The sequence below is a fragment of the Haloarcula sp. H-hyl6 genome, from assembly GCF_056934455.1.
The window spans coordinates 193,256-212,446 of sequence record NZ_JBRIIK010000003.1 but is presented as its reverse complement, the minus strand read 5'-3'; the positions used below and the strand labels follow the sequence as shown (position 1 = coordinate 212,446).

At 63.7% G+C, this 19,191-nt stretch carries 15 protein-coding genes; 10 read left to right on the top strand and 5 right to left on the bottom strand.

Annotation, left to right across the window (positions count from 1 at the left end):
* The first annotated feature begins 153 nt into the window (after window positions 1-153).
* A complete protein-coding gene (locus Hhyl6_RS19480; protein WP_483740916.1) occupies window positions 154-2,115 on the top strand; it encodes an archaea-specific SMC-related protein in 1,962 nt (653 codons plus the stop codon).
* Here Hhyl6_RS19480 and rdfA read toward each other — a convergent pair whose 3' ends face one another.
* The 3 genes from rdfA to Hhyl6_RS19465 all read right to left on the bottom strand — a co-directional run bounded on the left by rdfA (window position 2,116) and on the right by Hhyl6_RS19465 (window position 4,972).
* Window positions 2,116-2,718, bottom strand: coding sequence for a rod-determining factor RdfA (gene rdfA / locus Hhyl6_RS19475; protein WP_483740915.1), 603 nt, complete (start codon window positions 2,716-2,718; stop codon window positions 2,116-2,118). It lies immediately after the preceding gene.
* A 429-nt stretch (window positions 2,719-3,147) separates the two neighbouring features.
* Window positions 3,148-4,128, bottom strand: coding sequence for a DMT family transporter (locus tag Hhyl6_RS19470; protein ID WP_483740914.1), 981 nt, complete (start codon window positions 4,126-4,128; stop codon window positions 3,148-3,150).
* A gap of 382 nt (window positions 4,129-4,510) precedes the next feature.
* Entirely contained in the window at window positions 4,511-4,972 is a 462-nt protein-coding gene (locus tag Hhyl6_RS19465; RefSeq protein WP_483740913.1) for a hypothetical protein, read from the bottom strand.
* 182 nt (window positions 4,973-5,154) lie between these two features.
* On the opposite strand from Hhyl6_RS19465, the gene Hhyl6_RS19460 reads away from it, so the two are divergent.
* Complete coding sequence (locus tag Hhyl6_RS19460) at window positions 5,155-5,283, top strand: hypothetical protein (protein ID WP_483740912.1); 129 nt, start codon at window positions 5,155-5,157, stop codon at window positions 5,281-5,283.
* Window positions 5,284-5,513: 230 nt separating this feature from the next.
* On the opposite strand, the gene Hhyl6_RS19455 is transcribed toward Hhyl6_RS19460, so the two are convergent.
* A complete protein-coding gene (locus Hhyl6_RS19455) occupies window positions 5,514-6,032 on the bottom strand; it encodes a DUF7529 family protein (protein WP_483740911.1) in 519 nt (172 codons plus the stop codon).
* A 95-nt stretch (window positions 6,033-6,127) separates the two neighbouring features.
* Between Hhyl6_RS19455 and Hhyl6_RS19450 the strand changes: the two genes are divergently transcribed.
* The 8 genes from Hhyl6_RS19450 to Hhyl6_RS19415 all read left to right on the top strand — a co-directional run bounded on the left by Hhyl6_RS19450 (window position 6,128) and on the right by Hhyl6_RS19415 (window position 17,562).
* On the top strand, window positions 6,128-7,141 hold the full coding sequence (locus Hhyl6_RS19450; RefSeq protein WP_483740910.1) for a DUF7544 domain-containing protein: 1,014 nt from the start codon (window positions 6,128-6,130) through the stop codon (window positions 7,139-7,141).
* A 64-nt stretch (window positions 7,142-7,205) separates the two neighbouring features.
* Window positions 7,206-9,866: a dipeptide ABC transporter ATP-binding protein gene (locus tag Hhyl6_RS19445; protein WP_483740909.1), complete on the top strand. Its 2,661-nt coding sequence runs from the start codon at window positions 7,206-7,208 to the stop codon at window positions 9,864-9,866.
* 89 nt (window positions 9,867-9,955) lie between these two features.
* Window positions 9,956-11,689 (top strand): ABC transporter substrate-binding protein, encoded by a 1,734-nt coding sequence (locus Hhyl6_RS19440; RefSeq protein WP_483740908.1) that lies wholly within the window; start codon window positions 9,956-9,958, stop codon window positions 11,687-11,689.
* A gap of 61 nt (window positions 11,690-11,750) precedes the next feature.
* Window positions 11,751-12,794 (top strand): ABC transporter permease, encoded by a 1,044-nt coding sequence (locus tag Hhyl6_RS19435; protein ID WP_483740907.1) that lies wholly within the window; start codon window positions 11,751-11,753, stop codon window positions 12,792-12,794.
* Complete coding sequence (locus Hhyl6_RS19430) at window positions 12,791-13,720, top strand: ABC transporter permease (RefSeq protein WP_483740906.1); 930 nt, start codon at window positions 12,791-12,793, stop codon at window positions 13,718-13,720. Before Hhyl6_RS19435 ends, Hhyl6_RS19430 begins: the two co-directional genes overlap by 4 nt.
* Window positions 13,720-14,103 carry a DUF7268 family protein gene (locus tag Hhyl6_RS19425; RefSeq protein ID WP_483740905.1) on the top strand — a complete coding sequence of 128 codons (384 nt, stop codon included), beginning with the start codon at window positions 13,720-13,722 and terminating at the stop codon, window positions 14,101-14,103. The genes Hhyl6_RS19430 and Hhyl6_RS19425 overlap by 1 nt, the downstream gene beginning before the upstream one ends.
* Before the next feature lie 1,044 nt (window positions 14,104-15,147).
* Window positions 15,148-16,410 carry a Cdc6/Cdc18 family protein gene (locus Hhyl6_RS19420; protein WP_483740904.1) on the top strand — a complete coding sequence of 421 codons (1,263 nt, stop codon included), beginning with the start codon at window positions 15,148-15,150 and terminating at the stop codon, window positions 16,408-16,410.
* A gap of 168 nt (window positions 16,411-16,578) precedes the next feature.
* Window positions 16,579-17,562, top strand: a complete 984-nt coding sequence (locus Hhyl6_RS19415; RefSeq protein WP_483740903.1) for a glycosyltransferase family 2 protein — start codon at window positions 16,579-16,581, stop codon at window positions 17,560-17,562.
* Between the two features lie 26 nt (window positions 17,563-17,588).
* On the opposite strand, the gene Hhyl6_RS19410 is transcribed toward Hhyl6_RS19415, so the two are convergent.
* Window positions 17,589-19,091, bottom strand: a complete 1,503-nt coding sequence (locus Hhyl6_RS19410; RefSeq protein WP_483741156.1) for a lipopolysaccharide biosynthesis protein — start codon at window positions 19,089-19,091, stop codon at window positions 17,589-17,591.
* Between the last annotated feature and the right edge of the window lie 100 nt (window positions 19,092-19,191).

The window sequence follows — 19,191 nt, the reverse complement described above, 5'->3', positions numbered from 1 at the left end:
GGATGAGTGAACGCTACCGATAGGGAGGACGCCCACTTCGTGAGATAACACCCATATGTCTGTTAGCCTAATGGGTGGGTGCGGTCACGGACACATCCCGCCACGCTGGGGCGCGTCCAAGCGCTTATGCACACGACTGACTCAGATGCGAGTATGGACAGCGGCACCGTGACCGGTGAGCGCGCGACGGTCACCGCCGAGAGCGTGGGGGGAATCGAATCGACGACGGTGGAGCTATCCCCGGGCGTCACCGTGCTCGTCGGCCGGAACGCGACCAACCGGACCTCCTTCTTGCAGTCGATTATCGCGGCCCACGGGAGCGACTGGGCGAGCGTCAAGGGCGACGCCGAAACCGCTCGCGTGGAGTTGACCCTCGGCGACGAGACGTACACGAGGACTCTGACCAAGACCGACGACGGCGTCGTCGGGTCGGGCGACGGACTGCTCGCGGACCCCGAGGTGGCCGACCTCTTCGCGTTCCTGTTGGAGGACAACGAGGCCCGTCGCGCCGTCGCGCGCGGGGACGACCTGCGTGACGTCATCATGCGTCCGGTGGACGTGGCCGAGATACGCCGGCAGATTCGGGACGCCGAACAGCGAAAGCAGGAGATAGACGACGACCTGGACCACGTCGCGTCGCTCAAGCGAAAGCTCCCGCGCCTCGAAGAGCGCCAAGCCGCCCGCCGCGAGGAAATCGAAGAGGTCAGAGCGCAACTCAGCGAGGTCGAAGCCGAACTCGAGGAGCGCAATCACGACGTGTCGACTACGCAGGCGACCCGAGAGAAGCGTGAGACCACCCTCGACGAGTTGCAGGCGACCCGGAGCGAACTCAAGCGCGTCCGGGACGACATCCAGTCCGAACAGGAGAGTATCGCGGCGCTCCGTGACGAACGGGGCCGCCTCGCGGCCGAGCGGAGCGGCCTCTCCGACGCCCCGGAGGCCGAACTGGAGTCCATCGAGTCGAAAATCGACACTCTCAGGGAGCGAAAGCGGGAGCTCACCGAGTACACCAAGCGACTGCAGAACGTCATCGGGTTCAACGAGGAACTCCTCGCCGGGGAACACACCCAGATAACCGACGCCGTCGCGGCGAAACCGGAGAGCGTCGGCGACGTCACCGACCAACTGTTCCGTGATTCGAAGACCGTCTGCTGGACTTGCGGGTCCCGGGTCAAGCGAGACCGCATCGAGTCGACGCTCGACAGCATGCGCACTCACCGACAGGAGACGCTCTCGGAAGTCACTGACATCGAGGGCGAACTCGACGAGTTGACGAGTCGCCGCGACGACATCGAAGACACCGTCGAGAGACGGGCCGACTTGGCGGACACCATCGACGAAATCGACGCCGAACTGCAGCGCCGGCAGTCCACGGTGGCGGACCTCCGCGAGCGACGGAACAACCTCTCGGACCGGGTCGCCGAACTCGAAGCAGAGGTGTCGGAGCTACGCTCGGAGGAGTTCGACGAGATACTCGAACTCCACACCGAGGCGAACGAACTGGAGTTCGAACTCGACACCCTCGAATCCGAGCTGGACGAGGTGACCGCCGAGATAGAGGAGATAGAGGCGGAGATTCGCCACGGAGAGCAACTCGCCGCCCGCAGGGAGGCCGTCGTCTCGGAGCTGATAGACCTCCGCACCCGCATCGACACGCTCGAAGCCGAGGCGACCGAGCAGTTCAACGACCACATCGACGCGTTGCTCGACGTCCTCGACTACGAGAACGTCGAGCGGATATGGATAGAGCGGACGGACCAACCGAGCGACCCGGTCGGCAGTTCGACGGACGACGTCGTCGCGGGGTCGTCCTTCGAGTTACACGTCGTCCGGAGGAGCGAGCGCGGGACCGCCTACGAGGACACCGTCGCGCACCTCAGCGAGAGCGAACGGGAGGTGACCGGCCTCGTCTTCGCGCTCGCGGGGTATCTGGTCCACGACGTCTACGAGGACGTGCCGTTCATGCTCGTGGACTCGCTCGAAGCCATCGACTCGGAGCGCATCGCCGCCCTCGTCGAGTACTTCGCCGAGTACGCCCCGTATCTCGTCGTCGCCCTGCTTCCGGAGGACGCCGAGGCGCTGGACGACAGCTATCACCGCGTGACCGACGTCTGACTACTCGCACTCGCACCCGCCGCGCGTCAGCAGGTCACCGACGCTGTACTGCCGCCCGCAGTCCTGGCACAGAATCTCGATGCTGACGAACACGCGGTACTCGCCGAGCGACACCTCGCCGGCCGACCGGAGGCGGTCGACGGTGTCCGTCACGACTGTCTCGACGCGGCTCTGGAGTCTGTCTATCGTCCCGCGTTCGTGGTCGACTTGGTCGGCGTCGTCCGTCTCGTAGCGCACGCCCCGGACCTCGGTCAGGTAGTGTCGGATGGCCTGATACGTGAGGAAATCGGCTTCGAGGTCCTCGACGTCGACCCCCGCCCGTTCGAGTCGGTTGCGTCCCTCCACGCGCGTTCCCGCACTCACGGCGTCGTCCGTCAACAGGCGGTAGAAGTTCTCCGGTTCCCCGTCGACCACGTCCATCTCGGCGTCGCGGATAGCCGCCACCAACAGGGTTCGGTTGAACCGGTCGGCGAGCGCCCGGAGACTCTCTCGCTCGCGGCCCTCGCCCAACCACGCGGCTTCGAGTTCCCCGCCGATGCCTTCGAGGTCGTACTTCTCGACGAGTCGCTCGACCTTCGACTGTCTGGACCCGTCCGTTCCCATTGGCGTCGGATTGCTCTCGGGCGGTAAATCAATTGTGGGGGCGACACCGTCACCGACCCTCGCGGACCGTCGTCCGGACGTGCGGCCGGGCGAGGGTCGGCGTCCTCGGGTCGCCCAGAGGACTCGATTATCGACTGCTTAAGCGTAATTGACGGTGTTTCGTCGAACAGTCGACCGGATAATAGCAGCCCATTGCGTGCCTTATCTGCTGAATAATAAATGTCGGATAGCTCGTAGCGTGGAATGTCCCGGGCCACAAGCGTCCGCACCAGAACCCCACCCCAAGGTGCTTCCCCCGACATCCCCGCTGCAGCCATCATGGCTCCGGGACGAATCCCACCCACCCCACCCCCACCTTTTGCGAGCGCATATCGACCCAGCGTCGGCGTCTCGTATCGCCAGGCAGCAGACGCTGGCGAATCGCCCGAGTCAGCAGTCCCGCGTCCGATAGACGTTGCCGCCGACGGCTACGTACCCCTGTCCTCGCGGCTGGTGTGTCTCGCGGCGGCGGCGAACGGCAGTCCGCAGAACGTCGGCTTTGACCCACGCGAACCCCGCGAGGATGACCGTGAAGCCGACGAACGTCAGCGGCGTCAGCGTCTCGCCGAGTAGCAGCCACCCCGCACCGGCGGTGACGGCCGGGACGGCGTAGGAGACGAGACTCGTCTCGGCCGCCCCCACGGCCGCGACGAGGCGGAAGTACAGGAGGAACCCCACTGCGCTGGCGAGGACACCGAGGTAGAGGAGAGCGACGACGTGTTCGAGGCCGACGGACACCGAACTGAGGCGTTCAGAAGGGAGAAGCGCGCTGAGCGCGTGCAACAGGACCGCCCCCACGACGGCCATCCACGCCTGCAGTGAGACGAGGGGCATCGAGGGCTCGTAGCGTTCGGTCAGGACGGCACCCGCGGCGAAGACGACGGCAGCACCGATGAGGAGCGCGATGCCCGTCAGACGGCCCCCGAGCGCCGAGGGCGACGGGTTGGCGATGACGACGACGCCGACGAATCCGAACACCGTCCCGATGCTCTCGTGGGGGCGAGTCCGATAGCTCGGGAGCAACGTCGACGCGAACGCCGGCGTCACGACCGGCGTGAGACTGAGCAGGATAGCGCCGTACGCACTCGGGACGTACTGCTGGCCGAGGAACAGGAGCGCGAAGTGCGCCCCGATGAGCAGCGTCCCGCCGAGAAGAATCAGTCGCATGTCGTCCCGGTTCCGCGGCGCGAGCGGTCGGCCGCGGACGGCGGCGTACGCAATCAGCACCGCGGCGGCGACGTCGTGTCTGAGCGCCGCTAGGAGAACCGGTGGGATACCCTCGATACCGGTCTTGATAGCGACGAAGGAGAGGCCCCAAATGAGCGTCAGAGCCGCGAACAGCAATCCGACGTGTCGAGTAGCGCGTGTCATCGAAGTAGAGGACAGGGGTACGTGCTGGAGATATATCAAACTTCTATCGCTACTGCGAACCATACGCATGGCCCTCGCTCCGAGAGGAAACACGCGAAGCGGACACGAACGACGACAGCTCTCTGTCCCCATGGAGAGGGAAACGACGCCGCATCGGACTCCGTCGAAGCAGTCGAACGGTCGGTTCGTTCGTTTGAGGGATATTCTGCTCCCATACCCCGGCATTACCACCCAGAAAGCCAATTTAGACGTCCATATCGACCACAATAATGCAGTAATTATACATGGGTGCGTGATTTCGTACGTGCATTCGAACAGTCGGCACTATCCTTAGACCATCGATGGGTGACTGATACTCACGGAGCAGCGACTTCACTAACCGTCAGTCACCGCTCGACGGTGCGGACCGCGACCGGTCGGTGAGCCCGAACGACAGGCGTTCGAGGGCCTTCCGCAGGAACGTCTGCGTGCCGTGTTCGTCGGGGTGAAAGAGGAGGACGTTCCCGCCGATGCCGTCGCTGATGGCCGTCGAGACGTCGCCGAACAGGAACGTGTAGGGGACCGAGTGTGGCGCAGTGCCGAGAATCACGAGGTCGCTGTCGGCCGCCCGGTCGGTCAGCGTCTCGATTCGGTCGTCGGTCCGCACCAGTTCCCACTCGGTCGGGACCGCCGCGACCCGTTCGAGGTCGGCGTAGACGTCCTCTGCGGCGTCGACGAATTCCGGGGACGCGTCTTCCGAGAGTGCCGTGACGAACCAGAGCGTCGCGTCGTTGGCCGTCGCGACGGCCGAGGCGACGGACACCTTCGCGGCGTTGAAGATGCCGGGTTCGACGAGAACCGTCACCGTCGACACTCGGCCGGCCCACGGTTCCGGAGGAAGCCGACGTCACAGGGCGCCCGGTCCATGTACCAGTCGACGTCGCTCCCCAGCAAGTCGGCGTGCGGTACTCCGGGTCCCACTCCCCGAAGATGACGTCCGCATCAACGTCCCCGGCGAGGTTGACCACGGCGCGCTTGGGGTTGTGCGTGACGACGACGTCCGTGGTCACGTCGACGTCGCTTGACGGGACTGCGTCACGGACGCTCGCTTCGAACGCCGCCTCGTCCACATCGACCGACGCGGAGGAGAGCGTCGTCTGGTCGGGCACGGTCTGAAACGCGGCGACGTGGAGCGTTCCGTCGTTCGTCGCCGCGACGGCCGCGCCGATGCTAATCGTGGTCGTCGCGAACAGGCCGAGGTCGCGTTCGAGGTCGGTCGGCATCGTTTCCTCTACCGCTCGCTAGTGGCGTGGTATCACACAGCAATATGCCGTCAGCCGATAAATAACACACGCACAGACCGCCTGCCGACCGGGGTGGTCGCCGTCGTCGCGCTCTCGGCGCAGTCAGTCGGGGAAGAACGGGTCCGGGTCCGCGTGCGCGATGGTGACCACGTCGTCGTCCGCCAGCGGTCGGACGTGTGTGTAGAGGTCCCCCGATTCGGCGAGTCGCTGTAAGTCTCTTCGGTCCGTCTGCTCGTAGTACAGCGGAACGAGCACCGCGACGTCGTCGCCACACTCCAGCGCGACCAGCAGGAACACCATCCCGTTGCCCGTCGCGGCGAACACCTCGTACCGGTCGACAGAGCGGCCGTCGAGGGCCTCCCGCACCTGTTCGAACTCGTTACCGGGTACGACGACGTCGAACCCGAGTCGACGGGCGTCCGGGTCGAACTCGTCTTCCTCCTCGGCGAGCGTCCGGGGCTCCCCGGTGAGGACGCTCACGTCTCCCGGGTGGAGTTCGACCGCGGTTCTGCCGGCCGCTCGGTACTCCGCGGCCGTCGCAACCATGTCGTCGATGACACGTTCCCACGGTCCGACGACGCGGTCGAACGGGTTCTCCGTCGGTTCCGCTGGCTCGTCCATAGTTGGGCCTGACCGGCCCACGACAAAAGTGTTGGCCGCCGAACGGGGTCGCCACGGAAACTAGAGCTATGTATTCTGGGTGACAACATACACGTATGCCGATCTACGCGTTCGAAGACGTGGACGACGCGTTGGCCGCGACGAGGGCGTTTCTGTGGCCACTCGACCGGGCGCGATGGCTCAAACTCGCCCTCGTCGTGTTCTTCGTCGGCGGGGCCGGGGCGAACTTCAACACCGCGCAGTTCAACGTCCCCGCCAATCAGGGAACACCCCCGGGCGGCGTTCCGTCACCACCGGACGTGGGGTCCTCGATAGTGCTACTCGTCGTCGCAGTCGTGGCGGCGGCCCTACTGGTCGGCCTCCTCTTCCTGTTCGTCGGGTCCGTGATGGAGTTCGTTCTGGTCGACTCCCTTCGGACCGAGACGGTCGAAATCCGTCGGTACTGGTCCGAGCGATGGCGGCAGGGCCTCAGACTGTTCGGCTTTCGGGTGCTACTCGGACTGTTCGTGTTGGGTACCGTTGCTGTTCTCGCAGGGCTGTTTCTCCTGCCACTCGTCGCCGGGGGCGACCCAACCGGACTGCCAAGTGCGGGGTTCTCCATCGCGACACTGGTCGTACTGCTTCCGGTCGTCGTCCTACTCGCCGTTCTCGTCGGTCTGGTCAGCGAATTCACCACGGTGTTCGTCGTTCCCATCATGGTGCGTGGCGACCGGACCGTCCTCGGCGGGTGGCAGCGTCTCTGGTCGTCACTCACGTCCCACCCGTGGCAGTATCTCGCCTACGCCGTGGCGGCGTTCGTCCTCAACCTCGTCGCCGGCGTCCTCGTCACGATACTGGTCGCTATCGCGGCGGTCGTCCTCCTGATTCCGTTCGGTATCCTCGGCGCAGTCGGTTTCGCCTTGCTCAGCGTCGTCCAACCGGTCGGTGTGGCCGTCCTCGCCGTCGTGGCGTTAGCGTTCTTCCTCTCGATACTCGTCGTTTCGGCGTTCGTGCAGGTGCCAGTCGTGACGTTCCTCCGGTACTACGCCTTGCTCGTCCTCGGCGACGTCGAAGCCGAACTCGACCTCGTCGCCGAACGTCGGGCCGCGGTCCGCACCTCGGGCGCGTAGTTCCGCCGCCACCGACCTGTGACCGGCGCAAGCATTTTACATGCGATTTGCGAACACAACACAGATGCGCGACCTGCTCTCTATATCCGACCTCCGGACGGAGTTCGAGACGGACCGCGGCACCGTCAAGGCCGTCGACGGCATCGACCTGACGGTCGGCGAGGGGGAGACCGTCGGCCTCGTCGGTGAATCCGGGTCCGGGAAGTCGGTGACCGCCCTGTCGGCCATGGGTATCGTCGACGACCCCGGACACATCGCCGGTGGGCGGGTCACGTTCGGTGCGACCGAGACCGTCACGCGCCTCGCCAGACGCTATCCAGAACAGGTGACGGACGACGGGGGCGGGTTCATCCACGTCGAGTCGGCGATGGTCGACCGACGGTCGCTCCCCGAAGGGGTCGACTCGACGTCCGACGACGCCGCCCTCGCGTGCGAGACCATCCGGGCGGCCCCGGAGGACGCGCTCTCGGAGACGGACCCGATCGTCGAAGTCACCGGCGGCTACGTGGACCTGACGGCGGCCCCCGAAGCCGCTATGCGGGACATTCGGGGCGGCGACATGGGGATGATATTTCAGGACCCGATGACCTCGCTGAACCCGGCGCTGACCGTCGGCGAGCAAGTCGCCGAGAGCCTCCGCCTGCACAGATACGGGAAGAAGCGGTCGGACAACTGGTTCAACGCCGTCCGGGAAATCGTCCCGAGCATCGGGAGCGGCGGTGCGATGGGCGAGGCGATACGTGAGGACGTCGTCGAGTTGCTAGACGAGGTCGGGATTCCGGAACCGGCCGCCCGCGTCGACGAGTATCCCCACGAGTTCTCCGGCGGGATGCGCCAACGCGTCCTCATCGCCATCGCGCTGGCCTGCCGCCCGAAACTGCTCGTGGCCGACGAACCGACGACGGCGCTCGACGTGACCATTCAGGCGCAGATTCTGGACCTCATCGACGACTTGCAGGACGAGTTGGGGATGTCCGTCCTCTTCATCACTCACGACCTCGGGGTGGTCGCTGAGACCTGTGACCGAGTCGCCGTGATGTACGCCGGCGAAATCGTCGAGGAGGGACCGGTCGACGAGATATTCGCCAATCCCTCGCACCCGTACACGTACACGCTACTGGAGTCCATCCCACGAGAGGACACCGACAGACTCCGGCCAATCGAGGGGAACGTCCCCAGCCTCATCGACATGCCCGACGGGTGCCACTTCGCCGACCGCTGTCCGTGGGCCCAGCCCGAGTGCCGGGAAGGGGAGATTCCGTACCTCCAACACGGTCCCGAGGGGGTCGACCACCGCTCGAAGTGTATCCTCGACTCGTTCGACACGTCGGAGTACGTCGAGGCCGGCGACGGCGTCGCGGCCACCTCGAGCACACGCACACAGGAGGAACTGCTCCGCGTGGACGGCCTCAAGAAACACTTCTCGCGGGCCGACGACCTGCTCGACAAGTACCTCGGCCGGGACCCGGGGTCGGTGAAGGCCGTCGACGGCCTCTCCTTCGACATATACGAGGGGGAGACGCTGGGCCTCGTCGGCGAATCCGGGTGTGGGAAGTCCACCACGGGGCGGACACTGGTCCGCCTGCTCGAACCGACGGACGGCACCGTCGTCTTCGCGGGACAGGACCTCGCCGACCTCTCGGAGGACGAACTCCGGGCGACCCGGCGAGACATGCAGATGATTTTCCAGGACCCGCTGTCGAGTCTGGACCCCCGGATGACCGTCGGGCAGACCATCATGGAACCGCTGAAGATCCACGACCTCCCCGAGGAACCGCCTGGTGACCAGTCCCGGTCGGCCCAGCGCCGCGACCGGTTGTTCGAACTGCTGGAGGCCGTCGGCCTCGACAGGGACCAGTACGACCGCTACCCGCACGAACTCTCGGGCGGCCAGCGACAGCGCGTCGGTATCGCCCGTGCGCTCGCGGTGGACCCCGACTTCATCGTCTGTGACGAACCCGTCTCGGCGCTCGACGTCTCCGTGCAGGCCCAAATCATCAACCTCCTCGAAGACCTCCAGCAGGAGTTCGGACTCACGTACCTGTTCATCGCCCACGACCTCTCGGTGGTGCGCCACATCAGCGACCGGGTGGCCGTGATGTATCTCGGCGAGGTGGTCGAGGTGGCCGAGACGGACGACCTGTTCCGCGACCCCAAACACCCCTACACGCGGGCGCTACTCTCTGCCATCCCCGAACCGGACCCGACCGTCGAGACGGACCGGGTCCTCCTGAAGGGGGACGTGCCCTCGCCCATCGACCCGCCGTCCGGGTGCCGGTTCAGGACCCGGTGTCCCTCGGTCATCCCGCCGGCCGACGTCGACATCGAACAGGCGGCCTATCGGGAGGTCATGGACTACCGACAGCGCGTCGAGGAGGAGGCCATCAACCTCGACGCGGCGTGGGACGCCGCCGAGGAGAACCCCCAGACCGCGACGGACGGCGGCGCTGAGGTCGCGACCGCTCCCGACTCCGACGCGCCGCCGCTGTCGGCGTTCGTCTCGACGATGTTCGACCGCGAGTTCGACGCCGACCTGCGCGGCGCGAATAGGCGTGTCGTCGCGGAGTCGTTCGAACACGTCGCCGCCGAGGAGTGGGAGGCGGCGGCCGACGTCCTCCGAGACCGGTTCGAGAGCGTCTGCGAAAGCTCCCATCCCGAACTACAGGAGGACGCGCATCCGGCGGCGTGTCACCTCTACGAACAGCCCGACAGCGAGCAAGAGTAGTCGCCCCGCTGTCTGGCAGTCTGTATATGTGTTAAATAATAGTTTGGGTTTTCGGTAGTATTATACACATACTGTTGGAACCACATGTCATGTCTCCCGACGAGTCCATCGACAGGCGCAGTTTCCTGAAGGCAACTGGCGGTGCGGCCGCGGCGGCGACGCTGGCCGGGTGTGGCGGCGATGGCGGCGACGGCGGTGGCGAGGGCAACGGTAGCGACGGCGGCGACGGTGGCGATGGCGGCGGCGGTGGAAGCGGTCAGACGCTCGTGTACGCCCGTGGGGACCACCCGGAGAACTACGACCCACAGCAGACCACCAGCGGCGAGGTGGCGAAGGTTACGAACCAGATTTTCGACACGCTCATCCAGTTCAAGCCCGGTAGTGGCGGCGAACTGGAGGCCGGCCTCGCCACGGACTACTCGCTCGAAGGGACGACCGCGAGCCTCACCCTCCGGGAGGGCGTCACCTTCCACAGCGGCGAGGAGTTCACCGCGGCCGACTTCAAGGCGACGTTCCGCCGGTTCACCGAGAGCGGCTACGACTACTACCTCGGCGACGAGAATCGGTCGGGGTACGGCCCGTTCACGCTGGGTAACTGGATAGAGAGCGTCGACGCCAGTCAGGACTATCAACTGACCATCGAGTTGAAACAGCGGTACGCGCCGTTCCTCCGCAACCTCGCCATGTTCGCGGCCTCGGTGCTCTCGAAGGCCCAGATAGAGGAGATGGGGGCGAACCCGGACGACCAAGCCAGTCTCGGTACCCAACCGGTCGGGACGGGCCCCTTCCAGTTCGACGCGCTGGACAACCCCAACGAGCGCATCCGTCTGACGGCCTACGACGAGTTCTGGGGCGAAGGCCCGAACGTCGGCGCCGTCGTGTTCAAGACCATCACCGAGAACAGCACCCGGATTCAGGACGTCATCAACGGCGCCTCGCACATCACCGACAACCTCGACGCGAGCGGGTTCCAGCGCGCACAGGAGAGCCAGACGGCCTCGCTCCTCCGCAAGAACGGTATCAACACGGGGTACATGGCGATGAACATGGCCCGGTTCGAACCGTTCCGCGACCGCAAGGTCAGGCGGGCCATCTCGCTGGCAGTCAACACCGAGGCCATCGTCAACCAGATTTACCAGGGCTTTGCGACCCAGTCATCGCAACCGCTCCCGCCGGACGTGCTGGGACACAACGGCGACCTCGACCCGTACCCGACGGACAAGGACCAAGCCCAGACCCTGCTGGAGGAGGCCGGCTACGGCGACGGCTTCGAGTTCGAACTGGCGACGTTCTCGAACCCACGGGGCTACAACCCGAGTCCGGTCCAGACGGCCAATCAGGTCAAGTCGGACCTCGAAGACATCGGGCTGACGGTCAACATCAACCAGTTCTCCAACTTCGGGCCGTACCTCGACTACACTGACGCGGGCCGTCACGACGCCTGCTTCCTCGGGTGGTACACCGACAACGCCGACCCGGACAACTTCATGTACGTCCTGCTCGACCCGAAGGTCGAACTGTCGGCCGTGCCGGACGGACAGGACTGGGTTAGCTTCGACACCGAGGGGTACAGCCCCCTGAACGTCGCTGGGTGGGCGAACACGGAGTACATGGAACTCGTCCGTGAGGCCCAAGCCACCTACGAAGACAGCCAGCGCGAGTCGATGTACAAGGAGGCCAACCGCATGGCCCACGACGAAGCCCCGTGGGTGTTCATCGACTACGCCGAGACGCTCCGGGCCGTCAACGAGGCGGTCGTCGCCGATAGCTACCCCGTCAGTTCCGTCGGCGGTCCCTATCTGAACCTCGTTCGACTGCAGTAATCCCTCGCGGCGGCCGGTTCAGTGCTAACATTTACCATCACGCGCTTTCCACTTCCATCGAATGGTCTCGAAACGGTTCGTCGTCAAACGACTCCTGTTGCTCGTTCCGGTCCTGTTCGGCGTGGCGACAGTCGTCTTCGGTATCTTGCACCTCGCACCGGGCGACCCAGCCAGAATCATGGCCGGCCAGCGAGCGTCCGCCGAGCAGGTTCGGCAGATACGACAGGCGTTGGGGCTGAATCGCCCCCTGTGGGTGCAGTACATCGACTTCATCACGGACGCCGCCCGCTTCGACTTCGGCGATTCCTACACCATCAGTCAGGGCAGCACCGTCCGGAGCGTCATCGCCGACCGTCTCCCGGTGACTCTCGAACTGGCCCTGTACGGGCAGGTGATGGGCATCCTGTTCGGTCTCCCACTCGGCATCGTCTCGGCCGTCAAGCAGGACTCGCTGACCGACCACCTCACGCGAATCGGAGCGCTGACCGGTATCTCGGTGCCCATCTTCTGGTCCGGACCGCTACTCATCCTCCTGTTCTCGACGTATCTCGACCTGTTCCCGACGAGCGGTCGCATCGCCTCCACGTTGTTCCTCCCGAACACGTGGACGTTCATGGGTCGGGAGCTACCGCTGACGGGGATGATTACCGTCGACACCCTGCTGCTCGGGAACGTCGACGCCTTCCTCTCAGCGGTCCACCACCTCACGCTCCCGGCGCTGGTCATCGGTATCTACTCGACGGCGCTCATCTCCCGAATGATGCGCTCGTCGATGCTCGAAGTCGTCAGACAGGACTACATACGGACCGCGCGCGCGAAGGGACAGGGCTCGAAGATTACCCTGATGAAACACGGCTTCAGGAACGCGCTCATCCCCGTCGTGACCGTCATCGGCATCCAGTTCGGGACGCTACTGGGGGGGGCCGTCCTCACCGAGACGGTGTTCGGCATCAACGGGATGGGCCTCACCATCGTCACGGCCATCGGCGTCTCTGACTATCCGGTGGTCCAAGGGACGGTGTTGACCTTCGCCCTCCTGTTCACCCTCGTCAACCTCGGCGTCGACATCACCTACAGCTACCTCGACCCACGGATTCAACAATGAGCACCGAAACAGAGTCCCGCGGCTTCGTCGCACGAGTCCGCGCCTCACCGTTCCTCGCGGACCTCCTCGCGAACCGACTGGCCGTCGTCGGCCTCACTATCATCTTGGGGATGGCGCTCGTCGCCGTCTACGCACGGGTGACCTACGATTTGGGCGCGCTCACGAGTTCCCGCCTCGGGACGGAGATAGTCGACCGAGCGCCGCCGGGCTGGCTCGGACCCGCGCCGGCGACGGAGCAACTGTTCGGGACGGACGCCTCCGCACGAGACATCTTCAAGCGCTGTCTCTACGGCGCGTGGCTGGCGCTGAAGTTCGGTACCATCACCGTCGGCATCTCGACGACGGCGGGCGTGGGACTCGGTATCCTCGCCGCGTACTACGGCGACGTCACGGACAACGTCATCATGCGGACGATGGACGTGTTGCTGGCGTTCCCGCCGCTACTACTGGCGCTCGCTCTCGTCGCCATCTTCCCGCGTGAGTTGGGCCTCTGGCGTGCGGTGACCGCGCTGACGTTGGTGTACACGCCGCGGTTCGCTCGCGTCGTCCGCGGGGCGGCCCTGAAGGTGCTCGAAGACGAGTACGTCGACGCCACTATCGCCCTCGGCGCGACGGACCCTCGAATCCTCGCCCGTCACATCCTACCGAACACGCTCGCACCCATCACCGTCCAGTCGACGTTGAACTTCGGACTGGCCATCATCGACCTCGCGGCCCTCTCGTTCCTCGGGTTCGGGGCGCAGGCAGGGACGCCGTCGTGGGGACTGATGCTCGCCCGCGGCGTCGACAACGGGTTGTTGACCGGCCAGTGGTGGCTCTCGTTCTTCCCGGGCCTGTTCCTCGCGATTACCGTGCTGGGGTTCAACCTACTCGGAGACGGGATGCGAGACGCACTCGACCCGCGGATGCGGGAAGCCGTCGATTGATGCCTGCGGGCAGCGGTGAGCCCACCGTCTCGGCGTGGCTCCGTCCCCGTGCCGTCGTGGTGGGGTCGGCCATCCTCGTCGGCCTCTTCGTAGGAGTGTTGGCGACGGCCGGCGGTGCGGTCCTCTCGAACGACGTTCTCGCTGCGGAGTCAACGGCGTTCGCACTCGGTGCGCTCGCGCTCGGGTTCGGACTCCTCGGCTGGTCCGGGTCGATATTCGCAGGCCCGGGTATCGAGAACATGCAGAGGTACATGGGGACCGGGAGCGACTGGTCTGAGACCGACTCCCGTCGAGCGATGGCACGAATCGGAGGATTCGGGGCCGGCGTGATGGTCGGCACGTCGGCCGCTGCCGCCGCGCTTCGCGCTCTCGTCTTCGCTTGACCCCGAGAGCGTCTGGCCTTCTCCGGGGCGACCTTTCCCGTGGTAGGGAGGTGAACCCGCGGCAGCTACGAGCCGTACAAACTGTACAAACTATACAAGCTAGACGAATCGGTGATGCCGTTTTGGCCGGCGTACCTGCGGTTCGCCGAGGAAGCGTTCCAGCCGAACCGATTCAGTTGTACAAACTATCAAAACCAGCTTGGACAAGTTCGTCAGCGGGCCGGTGTCGTCTCAGGTCACTAACCAACAGCAGCAGTTTTCGGAGAGATGTTGGTTAGCGCTCGCAGAGTGGACTCGACATCGACAGAGCCGAGATGGGGCCACCGAACGAGACGACCGGGGTGCTCGATGAGTCGTCGTCGGGCATCCCACACACCCCCCGTTTCGAGTGTTCTTGTGAGATGCCCGGTGGGTGAAAGAGACGAACCGAGAACAGCCGTATGTATATGAAGGTGGTCACTGGGACACCCCGTTTCGAGTGTTTATCGGGGAGTACAGAGCTGTATAACTACTACTAACACTAGCTAGACGAAATCGTTATGTATAGTAATAGAGTCGAATTCAACGGTTTCGACACATTCGACCGCTGCACAGGTTCTGTACTAGCTATACGACAGTGCACAGGACTGCATCGCCTCACTAACGGTCCCCGAACCTGTGACGACACTTCTGTCGCGGAAGAACACTCGAAACGGGGGGTGTGTGTGGGCGATGGTCTCGTCGAAAGAACACTCGAAACGGGGGGCAACGATGCCCGTGGGCGGTCTCGGTCGTGCCGATTCCGCTCCAAAACCGACCTCGTGCCGTGGAAAACCGCACGACGCGGAAGAGAAGAACACTCGAAACGGGGGGACGGCGTCCGTACCGCCCTGTACCGAGACGAGAGGGTCGGGAAGGAGACCTACAAGTCCTGTAAGGGGGTTTTACACTGGAAATGGGGTGTCGCCCTCTCTGGCTCACAGCAGAACAAGAGAAACACTCGAAACACTCGAAACACTCGAACTATGTATATTTATAACCCACCTCTGCGAGTCACCGGACAAGATGGATTCGCCGTTCGACGAACCCGGCAAAATCTTCGCCGACAAGCGGCCACTCGACGAAGATTACACTCCGGAGACCATCCTCTGCCGCGACGAGGAAATCAGCCGCTACTCGGAAGCCCTACAGGACGTCATCGAGGGGTTCGGTCCCAACAACGTCTTCATCTACGGCCAGACGGGGAACGGAAAGACGGTGGTCACGAAGAAGATGACCGAGTTCCTCCGCGACGAGACGGACGAACACGGCATCCCCCTGACGATTCTGGAGGTCAACTGCAACCGGGACGACAGCATCTTCAACGTCCTCATCTCCCTCATCAACCAACTCCGGCCGCCAGACGACAAGGTGCCCGAACAGGGACCGACGAAGGGGTTCCTCTGGTCGACGCTGTACGACGAACTCGACCAGTTGGACGGCGACGTGGTCGTCGTACTGGACGAGATAGACATGCTCGGCGCGGACAACGACAAACTCCTCTACGAGTTCCCGCGTGCCCGCAAGATGGGGTCGCTGGAGAACACGCGCGTCGGCGTCATCGGTATCTCCAACAACCACATGTTCAAAGACTCGCTGGACCCCCGGGTCAAGAGTACACTCTGTGAGTACGAGATATTCTTCTCGCCGTACGACGCCAACGAACTGACCGAGATTCTGGACCACTACGCTAGCCTCGTGTTCCGTGACGGAACCGTCGACGAGGGGGTCATCGAGCTGTGTGCGGCCCGCGCCGCACAGGAGCAGGGTGACGCCCGAGAGGCGCTCGACTTGCTGGAGACGGCCGGCAACATCGCGCGCAAGCAGGACGCCGAGAAAGTGACCAAGGACCACGTGGAAGAGGCCGGCGGTCGCGTCGAGGAACAGCGCGTCCTCACCATCGTCCGCGAGCAACTCACCTCCCAGATGAAACTCGCACTGCTGGCGACGACGTTCCTCAACATCGACGACGAGGCCTCACCTCGGGCGAAGAACATCTATCAGGTGTACGAGAACATCTGTGAGGTCTGTGGCTACGAACCGCGGTCGAAACGCCGCGTGAACGACTTCCTCGACTCCATCCGTCTGTACGGCCTGCTCGAACGCGACGAGCGGAACCTCGGGCGCGCCGGCGGCCGGTCCTACATCCACACCCTCGAAGTGTCGCCCGAACTCGTCTTCGAGGGGCTGAAGTACGACCAAGAGGGCGCCGAATCGATGCTCGAACGTTACGACCTCGTTCCGAATCCCGACGAGGCCGCACAGGCACGCATCACCTCCTACGTCTGAAGCGCCGGTCTCGGTCAGCACCCCGTCGGTTTCAAGACAGCCGTCGACGTCGAAGCTCAGTCGGAAACCGGCGACGAACTGGGACCCGTCCGTATCCGTCGGACTACTCTGGGCAGGTTATAGCGCGACTAACAAAACTATCTGCCAACCCCTCGTCGACTGGAGAGCATGGGCGTGTCGGAACCAGGGCTGGTGAGCGTCGTCGTTCCAACGTACGACCGGAACCGATTGCTCGTCGAAGCCGTAGAGAGCGTCGTTGCGCAGACCTACGACCCCATCGAATTGTTAGTGGTGGACGATGGCTCACCGACACCAGCAGAAGAACTGCTCGACGACGTCGAAGTCGGTGAACTAACAGACGTTACGATTATCAGACACGACCGAAACCGTGGTGGGAACGCGGCACGAAATACGGGCATCGAGGTAGCGAGTGGAGAGTTCGTGGCGTTTCTGGACGACGACGATTTCTGGCTCCCGACAAAAATCGAGCGCCAAGTATCGGCGCTGAGGGCCGCCGACGACGACGTTGCAGCGGTATTTTCTGGCCAGCAAACCGTCAACGGCGAAGGACAGGTGACAAACATCACACGGCCGCTCCCACCGGGCGATTTCTTGACACAACTCACCCGGAGTGGGACGTTCGGCCAGTTCTCTGCGCTGTTAGTTCGGTCGGACGTTTTCGACGCAGTGGGGACTCTAGACGAGCGGTTCCCCTGCCTCCAAGATCGCGAGTTCTACTTCCGGTTAGCGACACAGTTCTCCTACGAGTCTGTCCCCGAGCCATTGACCGTTCGCCGTATTGCGGAGCACAGGCAGATATCGGACGATTACGAGACCAGACGCGATGTCGGATGTCCGCTTTTACTGGAGAAACATCGTTCGACGGTCGCAGCGAATCGACCGTCACAGGAACGCCACTTCCTGGCGGGCGTCCATCAACTCGTGGCGACCTCTGCGCTCGCGAACGGGTACTACAGGGACGCGATCCATCACTCGCTGCTAATCCTGCGCTATCGACCAGCGTACCTCCGCTCGTACCTGTTTCTCCTGATAGCCCTGGGCGGTGATTGGGGACTCAAGGTCACACGGTTCTTCAAACGGTCGTTCAATCGGCTGTGTGCCGACTTGTCTATTCGCAACTCGCCGAAGTGAGACCTGCTCTCGAAACGGACTCACAGCTACTCCCGAAGCGCAGTGACCAGTCTCACAAGCTCGTCTTTGGGACCGACCCCGAAGAACCGGTCCCCGAGAAGTAGGAGCGTTCCGTAGGAACCAACGCCGATCAGTACGAGCAGGAAGAACCTGAAGGAAGGTGAAATCGAAGAGAACGTCCCTCTGGACGTCAAAACCACCGTTCCCATAAGACCACTGCTGATCAGCGGGACAGATAGCACCCGGAGGAAGTCCCGAACGTTGCCATCGACTGCACGGATAGCAACGAAGAGCGCGACAGGATTCTGCAACACACCGCTTACGAGGAGCGCAACTGCAACGCCGGCCGTGCCCCAAGTAGTCGCGGCGGGATAGAGACACACGAGTAGAATGAGTAAGCGAGAAAATTGGAGCACGGTACTGTATTCCGGACGGCCGATTGCTCGGAAGAGCGGCCCCAGTGTTGAGACGATAGCCCGGAAGGCCCCCCAGACTGCGAGAAGTTGCATGGTCAGTACCATATCCGTCCAAGCGGGGGTGAGAAACGCATCGACGAAGACGGGTGTGACGAGCACTATCCCCGTCGCCATCGGCACGGCAATGTACGACACGAATTGGACAGTGCCGAAGAATCCCTCCCGGAGTCTCTGCACATCAGTTTGTGCCTTCGAGAAAGAGGGGAACGTCACTCTGGAAACGACGTGCGTAATCTCCGTCGCCGGCGCGTTCGAAAACCGGAACGCCATCTGATAGAGGCCCAGCGCCGTCGTCCCGAGTGTCAGCCCGACGAGCGCGTCGTCGACTCGATTGAGCAGGAAGACGAGGATGCCGGAACCGAAGATCCACTTCCCGTATCCGAGTAGTTCGCTGGCCGCGGTGCGGTCGAATCGGAGTGCCGGCCGGTACGGGTGAACGAGATACGAAACGATTGTCTGCGAGATGGAACTCGCGACGAGGGCCCAGACCAAAGCCCAGAGCGTACCGAACGAGATGGCGACTCCGAGAGCAGTGAGCGTATGAACGACTGTCCCAGAAAGCTCGTAGACGAACTCACGGTGGAACTCCAGTTGTTTCGTGAAATAGACCACACCCGGATTGCGGAGACCTGTAACCAGTGGAACCACCGCTAAAGCGCGTATAACTGGCTCTAAAGTCGGATTTCCGACCCCTGTCGCGACCAGAGGCGCGATAGCTACAGCGGTGACCGCCAGTCCCAGCCCCCGCATACTCTTCAAGACCCACGTGGTGTCGAGGTATCCGTCGACGTCTTCCTGTTCGTGTTGGACGAGCGCATCGTCGAGCCCGAGTTTCGAACACCGTCGAAGAACAGACAGACTCAGCATCGCGAGTCCGACAACCCCGAATGCGTTTGGCGACAGAATGCCCGCAAGGACGACGAGCGTTCCCATCCTGACGAGACGGTCGAGAACGTTGAGCAAGCCAAGCCAGAGTCCACCGGTGGCGGCCTGGCCGAGGAGTGAGCTCCCCGGCCGAAACAACCTGACTAATCGGCGAACCGCCGACGCCACCTTTCGAAACACGGGTCCCCTTCTGACCGCGCTGGAATAGTTATCGTACGTCTACGAGCCGTGAGCGTGGATACCCTCCCAAAGAAGCCTGTAAATACTA